Annotated in this window: 8 protein-coding genes; 3 read left to right on the top strand and 5 right to left on the bottom strand. The window is 69.1% G+C overall.

Features of this window, described 5'->3' with window-relative positions; translation table 11 throughout:
• Positions 1-121 precede the first annotated feature (121 nt).
• Together FF041_RS12580 and FF041_RS12585 are read right to left on the bottom strand one after the other, a co-directional pair.
• The gene (locus FF041_RS12580) at positions 122-817 is read right to left on the bottom strand and encodes an HAD family hydrolase (RefSeq protein ID WP_153522915.1); all 696 of its coding nucleotides are present in this window, start codon (positions 815-817) and stop codon (positions 122-124) included.
• 58 nt (positions 818-875) lie between these two features.
• Positions 876-1382: a DUF6912 family protein gene (locus FF041_RS12585; RefSeq protein ID WP_153522916.1), complete on the bottom strand. Its 507-nt coding sequence runs from the start codon at positions 1380-1382 to the stop codon at positions 876-878.
• 279 nt (positions 1383-1661) lie between these two features.
• On the opposite strand from FF041_RS12585, the gene FF041_RS12590 reads away from it, so the two are divergent.
• Positions 1662-2075 carry an Rv3235 family protein gene (locus FF041_RS12590; RefSeq protein ID WP_153522917.1) on the top strand — a complete coding sequence of 138 codons (414 nt, stop codon included), beginning with the start codon at positions 1662-1664 and terminating at the stop codon, positions 2073-2075.
• A 211-nt stretch (positions 2076-2286) separates the two neighbouring features.
• Here FF041_RS12590 and secA read toward each other — a convergent pair whose 3' ends face one another.
• The gene (secA, locus tag FF041_RS12595; RefSeq protein ID WP_323391806.1) at positions 2287-5106 is read right to left on the bottom strand and encodes a preprotein translocase subunit SecA; all 2820 of its coding nucleotides are present in this window, start codon (positions 5104-5106) and stop codon (positions 2287-2289) included.
• 236 nt (positions 5107-5342) lie between these two features.
• Between secA and FF041_RS12600 the strand changes: the two genes are divergently transcribed.
• The gene (locus FF041_RS12600) at positions 5343-6005 is read left to right on the top strand and encodes a GNAT family N-acetyltransferase (protein ID WP_153522919.1); all 663 of its coding nucleotides are present in this window, start codon (positions 5343-5345) and stop codon (positions 6003-6005) included.
• A 115-nt stretch (positions 6006-6120) separates the two neighbouring features.
• Entirely contained in the window at positions 6121-7281 is a 1161-nt protein-coding gene (locus FF041_RS12605) for a winged helix-turn-helix domain-containing protein (protein WP_153522920.1), read from the top strand.
• Between the two features lie 61 nt (positions 7282-7342).
• Here FF041_RS12605 and FF041_RS12610 read toward each other — a convergent pair whose 3' ends face one another.
• Together FF041_RS12610 and hpf are read right to left on the bottom strand one after the other, a co-directional pair.
• A complete protein-coding gene (locus FF041_RS12610) occupies positions 7343-8098 on the bottom strand; it encodes a response regulator (protein ID WP_153522921.1) in 756 nt (251 codons plus the stop codon).
• A 209-nt stretch (positions 8099-8307) separates the two neighbouring features.
• Positions 8308-8997 carry a ribosome hibernation-promoting factor, HPF/YfiA family gene (hpf, locus tag FF041_RS12615; protein ID WP_323371508.1) on the bottom strand — a complete coding sequence of 230 codons (690 nt, stop codon included), beginning with the start codon at positions 8995-8997 and terminating at the stop codon, positions 8308-8310.
• Positions 8998-9499 lie beyond the last annotated feature (502 nt).

A 9499-nucleotide genomic window follows, 5' to 3' on the forward strand; every position in this document is an offset into this window, starting at 1 on the left:
GGCGGCTGGCGGCTGGCGGCTGGCGGCTGGCGGCTGGCGGCTGGCGGCCGAGGGAACCACACCGGGCGGGGTTCGCAGGCCCCCAGGGCGGGCGCAACCCGCCCGCGCGGGCCGCCCGGGCTCATGCCGTCAGGCGTATCGCCTCCGCCACCGCTTCCTCCAGCGTGTCCACCACCGGCACCCCGGCCGTCTCCAGGCTCGCCCTGCTGTGCGATCCGCCTGTGTACAGCACCGCGCGCGCCCCCACATGCTCCGCCGCCAGCGCGTCGTCGACCGCGTCCCCGATCACCACCGTGCGCTCCGGGGACGCGGTCCCGGCCAGCGCTTCGAGGTGGCGCTCCATATGCAGCGCCTTCGAGCCCCCGGACGGCCCCGTCCGCCCGTCGACCCGGATGAAGTGGCTCTCGATCCCATAGCCCCGCACGACCGGCACCAGCTCATGATGCATGTACATGCTCAGCAGGGACTGGCTCCGCCCCGCTCGCCCCCACTGCCCGAGCAGCTCCTCGGCCCCCGCGGTCAGCCCGCAGCCGGCCCGCCGCTCCCGGTAGTGCCGGTGGAAGATCTGGTCCATGACCTCCCATTCGAGGTCGGTCGGCATCCGCCCCATCAGCCGCTCGTAGAACTTGGGAATCGGCACGCAGTACAGCTCGCGGTAGCGCTCCAGCGTGATCGGCTCGATGCCTATCTCCGCGAACGCCGCGTTCGTCGCGGAGATGACCGCGGTCACATCGTCCAGCAGCGTGCCGTTCCAGTCCCAGACCAGATGCGCGCTGTACTCGTCGGAACTCCCCGAAGTCACCGAATGCTTCCCCATGCCCAAAACCGTACCCGCAGGGTCTGACAATCGACCGGCCCGCGGACGGAAGCGCAGGTCAGCCGATGATTCCGGGGATCTCCTGCACTCCGTACCAGAGCAGCTCACGGTCCTCCGCGCCGTCCACGGTGAACTGCGCGTCGGCGTCGCCCTGATCCGCGGCCCCCAGCGCGGCGGCGGCGGCCGTCACATCGTCCACGGCGTCGTCCGCGTCCATATGCACCGCTGCCGCCCTGGTCAGCGGGACCGCGGCGGCGATCCGCACCTCGCCGAGCGAGCTCGCGTCCAGCGCCTGGCCGGGATCGGCGGTCGCGTCCTGGTCCCGTACGTCGACGGCCACCACGACCCGGCGGCGGGCGGCGTCCGGGCGGCCCGCGATCATCCGCAGCGACGCGGCGGCGGCGCGGCTGAGGGCCGCGTACTCCAGCTCCTCGACGTCGTCCGAGACGTACCACTCGCGCAGCCCCGGGGTGACGGCGTACGCGGTGATCGGGCCGGGGCCCAGCTCGCCCTTTCCGTGCGCCTCTGCGAGACCGGAGAGGGTCAGGGGGACGTACACGCGCATGACTGTCCGCTTTCGTCGTCGGGAGAGGCCCTCAGGATACGTGTGGAGATCCCTCTTTCGAGTGCCCCTCCGGGCCCGTTCACCGCCCGCTCGGGACGCCTCCCACCCCGTGATACGGGCCCGGCAACAGGCCAACTCAGCCATACGGGTGAATTCTCGACCGGGCCGTCGCCGCCGCGCCCGGCCGTTGCGGACGCGCCGTCCACCCCGTAAAAGATCGCCCAACAAGTTACCGCCCGGTAATTCACAGAGCCGGGCACGGCGGATCGGGGGATACGCATGAACAGGACAAGGCCGGCGGGACGACGGGACCAGCGCCGGCCCGCCGCGATCGCGGGATCGGCGGTTGCCCGCGCCCGGCGGAACAGGCCGCACTACTGGTTCGCCGATCGCCTCCTCGCGGTGCTCAGCGGTCAGCGCCCGGTGCACTGGATGCTCGGTCACACGGTCGGCGAGGCGTACGAGCAGTTGGTACGGCTCGCCCCCGGGGCACCGCTGCGTCCGGCGGACCGGGTGACGCCGGTGGTACGGGAGTGCGGGGAGTTCCAGCCGGGCCCGGGGGTGATCGAGGCCTTCGCCCGCATCGGCTCCGGCGATCGGATCAGCGCGATGGCGTTCCGTCTGGAGCAGGGCGCGGACCAGCGCTGGCGGTGCTCCGCGGTGGAACTCGGCGGCGAACGCGTCGGCGTCTGACAAGAGAGGTCCCGGGGCGCACCGTCAGGCCCCGGCCCGGCGGAGAGTGCCGCATCAGGGCCTTCCGTGCCGTGCTGCGGCTATCCGGGTCCCCGCACGACGGGCGGGAGGCCCAGAGGCCCCGTACAGCCCCGGGAAACAGGGACGGGCCGGAACGCCGTCAGCGGCGTCCCGGCCCGTCTCCATGGGCCGGCCCTCGCGGGCCCGGTCCCTACTTCTTACGGCGACGACCGCCCGAGGTCTTCTGCGCCTTACGGCGCTCGGCGCGGGTCATACCGTCCGCCCCCGAGCGGGCAGGCTGCCCCTCGGCGTCGAAGTCGCCCTCGACCACACCGCCCTCGCCGTCCACCGTGGGAGCGGAGAAGTGCAGCCGGTCCGGGCGCTGCGGGGCCTCCAGGCCCTTGGCACGGATCTCGGGACGCCCGGTGCCGGGCGCCGCGTCCTTCTTGGCGAGCGAGGGACGCTCGGCGGAGTCCGTCACCGGAACCTCCTCGACCTGCTGCTCCACCTGGACCTCCAGGTTGAACAGATAGCCGACGGACTCCTCCTTGATGCCGTCCATCATGGCGGTGAACATGTCGAAGCCCTCGCGCTGGTACTCGACCAGCGGGTCCTTCTGCGCCATCGCGCGCAGGCCGATGCCCTCCTGGAGATAGTCCATCTCGTAGAGGTGCTCGCGCCACTTGCGGTCGAGGACGGAGAGCACCACGCGCCGCTCCAGCTCACGCATGATCTCCGAGCCGAGGGTCTTCTCGCGCTCGTCGTACTGGTCGTGGATGTCGTCCTTGATGGACTCGCCGATGAACTCGGCGGTGATCCCGGCCCGGTCCCCGGCCGTGTCCTCCAGGTCCTCGATGGTCGCCTTCACCGGGTAGAGCTGCTTGAACGCGCCCCACAGCCGGTCCAGGTCCCACTCCTCAGCGAAGCCCTCGACGGTCTCGGCCTGGATGTAGGCGTCGATGGTGTCGTCCATGAAGTGGCGGATCTGCTCGTGCAGGTCCTCGCCCTCCAGAACGCGACGGCGCTCCCCGTAGATGACCTGGCGCTGCCGGTTGAGCACATCGTCGTACTTCAGGACGTTCTTACGCGTCTCGAAGTTCTGCTGCTCGACCTGGGACTGAGCGGACGCGATCGCGCGCGTCACCATCTTGTTCTCGATCGGCACATCGTCGGGAACGTTCGCCATGGCCATCACGCGCTCGACCATCTGCGCCTTGAACAGACGCATCAGATCGTCGCCGAGCGAGAGATAGAAGCGGGACTCGCCCGGGTCTCCCTGACGGCCGCTACGACCGCGCAGCTGGTTGTCGATACGGCGCGACTCGTGCCGCTCGGTGCCCAGCACATAGAGCCCGCCGAGATCCTTGACCTCCTCGAACTCCGCCTTGACGGCCTGCTCGGCCTTCTCCATGGCGGAGGGCAGGGCGGCGGCCCACTCCTCGACGTGCGCGACCGGGTCCAGACCCCGCTGGCGCAGCTCGGCCTCGGCGAGATCGTCCGGGTTGCCGCCGAGCTTGATGTCGGTGCCTCGGCCGGCCATGTTGGTGGCGACCGTGACCGCGCCCTTGCGGCCGGCCTGGGCGACGATGGTCGCCTCCCGGTCGTACTGCTTGGCGTTGAGCACCTCGTGCTGGACGCCGCGCTTGCTGAGCTGCTGGGAGAGGTACTCGGACTTCTCGACCGACGTCGTACCGACGAGGATCGGCTGGCCCTTCTCGTGCTTCTCCACGATGTCGTCGACGACCGCCGCGAACTTGGCGACCTCGGTCCGGTAGATCAGGTCCGACTGGTCGGCGCGGACCATCGGCCGGTTGGTCGGGATCGGGACGACGCCCAGCTTGTAGATCTGGTGGAACTCGGCGGCCTCGGTCATCGCCGTACCGGTCATTCCGGACAGCTTGCCGTAGAGAAGGAAGAAGTTCTGGAGTGTGATCGTGGCGAGGGTCTGGTTCTCGTCCTTGATGTCCACCCCTTCCTTCGCCTCGATCGCCTGGTGCATGCCCTCGTTGTAGCGGCGGCCGGCGAGGATACGGCCGGTGTGCTCATCGACGATCATGACTTCGCCGTCGATGACGACGTAGTCCTTGTCCTTCTTGAAGAGCTCCTTGGCCTTGATGGCGTTGTTGAGGTAGCCCACCAGCGGGGTGTTCACCGACTCATAGAGATTGTCGATGCCCAGCCAGTCCTCGACCTTCGCGACACCGGCCTCATGGATGGCGACGGTCCGCTTCTTCTCGTCGACCTCGTAGTCGCCGGTCTCCTCGATGCCCTTGAGCTGGTTGCCGGGCTCGCCCTTGGTCAGGCGGATGACCAGCTTGGCGAAGTCGCCGTACCACTTGGTCGCCTGGTCGGCGGGGCCGGAGATGATCAGCGGCGTACGGGCCTCGTCGACGAGAATCGAGTCGACCTCGTCGACGATCGCGAAGTTGTGGCCGCGCTGGACGAGCTCCTCCTGGGACCACGCCATGTTGTCGCGCAGATAGTCGAAGCCGAACTCGTTGTTCGTGCCATAGGTGATGTCACAGGCGTACTGCTCACGGCGCTGGGCGGGCGTCATGTTCGCGAGGATGCAGCCGACCTTCAGGCCGAGGAACTGGTGAACCCGGCCCATCATCTCGGAGTCCCGCTCGGCCAGATAGTCATTGACCGTGATCAGATGCACGCCCTTGCCGGAGAGCGCGTTGAGGTAGGCGGGAAGCGTGCCGACGAGGGTCTTGCCCTCACCGGTCTTCATCTCGGCGACATAGCCGAGGTGCAGCGCCGCGCCACCCATCAGCTGTACGTCGTAGTGACGCTGGCCGAGGGCGCGCTTGGCGGCCTCGCGGACGGTGGCGAACGCTTCGGGAAGCAGATCATCGAGGGTTTCGCCCTGGGCGAAGCGCTCCTTGTACTCCTCCGTGAGCGCCCGCAACTCGGCGTCGGAGAGGCTGACGAAGTCCTCTTCGATGGAGTTGACCTGGTCCGCGATGCGGTGCAGTTTGCGCAGGATCTTGCCTTCGCCTGCACGCATGAGCTTGTTGAAGACGGACACTGAGGCTGGTCTCCTTGCCGATCGGGCCTGGCTGGTCGTGGTGGACACTGGCGCGGGCACGGCAGGCGGGCCCCACCGCAACGGCCATCGTAAGCGAGGACCCCACCAGGTCGGGAGGTCCGCGGTCAGTCAGGCCCGCCGTTACCCGCTCTGATGAACGCACGGGACACGCGGAAGGTGCCGGTACGGCGGGAAAAGTGGTCGCCTCGGCCCATGGGTCCCCGCAGAATCCGTTCATGGAACCCTTCACCCTGACCACCGACCGGCTGCTGCTGCGCACCTTCACACCGGACGACACGGAACCCGTCTACCAGGCATGTCAGGATCCCGACATCCAGCGCTGGACCACGGTCCCCTCGCCCTACAGACGCGAGCACGCCGTCGAATTCATCGAGCAGACGGTGCCCGACGGCTGGCACAACGGGACGATGTGCACCTTCGCGGTGCTTCCGCGCACGGGCGGCCCGCTGATGGCGTCGGTGGGCGTCACTCTGCGCACCTACTCGGGCACGTGGGAGATCGGTTTCTGGACGGGCAAGGAGCACCGGGGCCAGGGGGTCACGGTGGAGGCCGTGCGCGCGGTGGCCCACTGGACCTTCACCAGGCTGGGGGCGAACCGGCTGGAATGGCGGGCCGAGGTCGGCAACCATGCCTCGCGGGCGGTCGCCGAGAGGGCGGGATTCACCGTCGAGGGCGAGCTGCGGGCGGCCCTGCTGAACAAGGACACGCTCCGTGACACCTGGGTGGGCTCGCTGCTCCCGTCGGATGTGGGCCTGAGCAGCAAGCCGCCCTACCTCCCGGCCGCCCGGGAGTCGGCCGGACCGGACGCTTCCGGTCTCTCCGGATCCCCGGCCCCCGGCTCAGGGTGCTCAGGGGGCTCAGGGGGCTCAGGCCCCTGAGCCCCCTGAGCACCCTGAGCCCTCCCTGGCCCCTTCCCTGACCCCTCTCTGAGCCCCCTGGAAAACAGAGCACGCGGCACATGGACTGTCAGTGCGGCGGTCTATCGTGCGGATCATGACGACGACGCCCCCCGCCGCCGACCTCTCCGCCGACGAGGCACGCCGGATATCACTGCGCGCCCAAGGGTTCCTAGGCACGCCTGACCGGCGCGCGGGGGTGCGGGGAGTGCTGCGGCACCTGGGCGCCGTGCAGCTGGACACGATCTCGGTGCTCGCGCGCTCGCATGAGCTGATCCCCTACGCCCGGCTCGGCGCGGTGGAGCGCAGAACCGTCGAGGACGCGTACTGGACGGAGGGCCACAGCTTCGAGTACTGGTCGCACGCGGCGTGCATCCTGCCCGTCGAGGAGTGGCCGCACTTCGCGTTCCGCCGCCGCGCCTACCGGGCCCGCCCGCAGTGGCACCACGATCTCCCGGACGGCGCCTACGAGACGGTGATCGGCCAGCTGCGCGCGGAGGGCCCGCTCACCGCGACCGAATTGGGCGGCGCGAAGAACGGCGGCGAGTGGTGGGACTGGTCCGCCTCCAAGGTCGCCGTCGAGCGGGCGCTGATGTACGGCGAAGTGGTGTGCACGGAGCGGCGCGGCTGGAAGCGGGTGTACGACCTGGCCGAGCGCGCCATCCCCGCCGATCTGCTGCGGGACGAGCTGGACGACGCGGAGTGCCTGCGGCGGCTGGTGCGGCTGGCCGGGCAGTCGCTGGGGGTCGGGACCCGGTCCGACATCGCGGACTACCACCGGATCAGAGGTGAGCAGTTCGACGCGGTGGTCGCGGACTCCGGGCTGGTGCCGGTGCGGGTCGAGGGCTGGCCGAAGCAGGCGTGGGCGGATCCCGAGGCGCTGGCGACCGCGCCGCGTGGCCGCCACCGGACCACGCTGCTCTCCCCCTTCGACTCCCTGATCTGGGAGCGGGCGCGCACCGAGCGGATCTTCGGCTTCACCCACCGGCTGGAGGCGTATGTCCCCAAGCCGAAGCGGATACACGGATACTTCGCGATGCCGCTGCTGTCGGGCGGCAGACTGCTGGGCCGGGTCGACCCGGCCCGCGAGGGCACGACGCTGGTGGCCAGGCAGGTCTCCCTGGAGAGCGCCAAGGCCGTGGAGCCCATGGCGCGGGCGCTGCTGGAGGCGGCCGAGTGGGTGGGCTGCGATGCGGTACGGGTGGAGCGCGTCGACCGCCCCGAGCTGACCGCCGCGCTGGTCGCCGCCCTCGGCTGATCGATACGCCGCCGCCGGGCCGCGGGCCCGCCCGCCGGGCCCGGAGACCGGCGGCGGCCCGCTACCGGATCTCCAGGATCTTCTCCCGCATCGCGTAGACCACGGCCTCCATCCGGGAGTGCAGCTGGAGCTTCTCCAGGATGTTGCGGACATGGTTCTTCACCGTGTTCTCGGAGATGAACAGCTCTTTGGCGATATCCCGGTTGTTCATCCCCGTCGCGACCAGCTTGAGCACCTCCAGCTCACGGTCGGTGAGCCGAGGCGCGGGCACGAGCCGCCGCTCGTCGGTGCGCTGGATCATCGACTTGAACTCGGTGAGCAGCTTGGACGCCATCGACGGGCTGATCTGCGACTGACCGTCGGCGACCGCCCGAATGGCCGTCGCCACCTCGTCGGTGGAGATCTCCTTGAGGAGATAGCCGGTGGCGCCCGCCTTGATCGCGTCGTAGAGGTCGGCCTCCTCGTCGCTGATCGTCAGCATGATGATCTTCGCGCTGGGGGCCACCTCCTTGATGGAGGTGCATGCCTCGATACCGCCGCGCCGGGTCATGCGCACATCCATCAGCACGATGTCCGGCAGCAGATCCGCGGCCTTGTCCACGGCCTCCGCTCCGTCACCCGCCTCGCCGACGACCTGGATGTCCTCCTCCTGGGCGAGAACGATCTCCAGCCCCCGCCGGAAGAGCGCGTGATCGTCCACCACCAGGACCCGGATGGGCTCGGCCCGGGATCCCTGTGCGGTGGCCGTCGCGGCCTCGGCGACCGTTTCTCCGGCGTCGGCCGTGTCATCGTGCACCGGCCCGAAACTGTCCGCCATCGTTCCTCCCCCTGAAGGCACTGGCCCGAAGGGCATGTCAGGTTCGCCAACGCCCGCGCACAGTGCGCGGGTTGGCCCGAGAGGCCATGCTTTCATGCCCGGGCGGTCCAGCGGTGATCCCGCAGGTCGCACAGTGGCGCCCCCGAGGGCGCACGGGGCGCTTCGGGGGCACCGTCATTCCTGTCCGCCCGCTCTCCGCGACGGTTTCGTCAGCCGCCGAGAGCGCCTCCGGCGCCCGATGCCTCGGACCCGGCCAGCGGGTCGGTCTCCAGATGGATGACGCCGTAGTCGTATGCGTGTCGCCGGTAGACGACGCTGGGCTGCTTCGTCTCGGAGTCGACGAAGAGGTAGAAGTCGTGACCGACCAGTTCCATCTCGTAGAGGGCCTGGTCGAGGGTCATGGGGGCCGCGGTATGGACCTTCTCACGGACCACCAGCGGTCCCTCGCCCTGTACTTCGAGCGAGCCGATCCTGGTGGTGGGAATGGCTTCGGCCTTCTCTTCGGCCAGGGTTTGGCCGTTCGCGTTCAATTCGGCGACGCCGGGAACCACATCGGCCACTTCGGCCGCCGACAGCCTGCCGTTGCCGCGCCGGGTGTGGCGCTTGTCGTGCTGCTTACGCAGTCGTGCCTCCAGCTTGCCGGTGGCGAGGTCAAGCGCTGCGTACGGGTCGCCGGCCGCGGCTTCCGCCCGGATCACCGGGCCCCTGGAGTGAAGTGTGATCTCCACCCGGTCGGAACGGTCGGCCTGCCGCGGGTTGTGCTCCTTGGACACTTCAACGTCCAGGCTGATCACCTTGGCGTCGAGCTTCTGGATCTTCTCCAGCTTCAGCTTCTCGGCCACGTGCTTGCGGAACCGCTCGGGCACCTCGGTCTTGCGGCCCTTGACGACGATGTCCACGCAGAACTCCGTTCCCGGATTGCTCCGCCCGCTCTCGGGCTGCGGAGCGACTCCCTCTTGCACCAGACCCCGGTGAACGTTCCGGAGCCTCGGACTAGGCGACTTTCACCTCCTCCTCCCCAGTCGACAAGATCCCCACCCCACCAACTTTCGAGGTTTTCCGTTGCCTCGAATCCCTGGCCGGAAGCACGGCAGTGCATTCGGTGAGGTACGGCATCCCTTTCGCGGATCCTCACAACCGAACATAGCTCGATCGGACGGATGTCGGCACCCGCTACCAGCACATACCTCCGTTCAGAGCATTTCTGCCTCTTACTACCTGCAACGTTGCCCCTTCCCTGTCAGTGCCTTTTTATGTCGAACGACATCGGAGACGCGGCGATGACCGCTGCGGCCGTCCGGGCGAATGCGGGACATCGCCCTCCCCCTGCCATATGAAGCGCCCGGGCCGACTCCGCCAGAGACGCGCCCGTGGTCATCAGATCGTCCACCAGCACCGCTC

Source organism: Streptomyces jumonjinensis, from assembly GCF_009600885.1.
GTDB classification, from domain to species: domain Bacteria; phylum Actinomycetota; class Actinomycetes; order Streptomycetales; family Streptomycetaceae; genus Streptomyces; species Streptomyces jumonjinensis.

Bases quoted from the DNA above. Each gene is read 5' to 3' on its own strand.
- FF041_RS12580 (WP_153522915.1), bottom strand. From the start codon at position 817: ATGGGGAAGCATTCGGTGACTTCGGGGAGTTCCGACGAGTACAGCGCG.
- FF041_RS12585 (WP_153522916.1), bottom strand. From the start codon at position 1,382: ATGCGCGTGTACGTCCCCCTGACCCTCTCCGGTCTCGCAGAGGCGCAC.
- FF041_RS12590 (WP_153522917.1), top strand. From the start codon at position 1,662: ATGAACAGGACAAGGCCGGCGGGACGACGGGACCAGCGCCGGCCCGCC.
- FF041_RS12600 (WP_153522919.1), top strand. From the start codon at position 5,343: ATGGAACCCTTCACCCTGACCACCGACCGGCTGCTGCTGCGCACCTTC.
- FF041_RS12605 (WP_153522920.1), top strand. From the start codon at position 6,121: ATGACGACGACGCCCCCCGCCGCCGACCTCTCCGCCGACGAGGCACGC.
- FF041_RS12610 (WP_153522921.1), bottom strand. From the start codon at position 8,098: ATGGCGGACAGTTTCGGGCCGGTGCACGATGACACGGCCGACGCCGGA.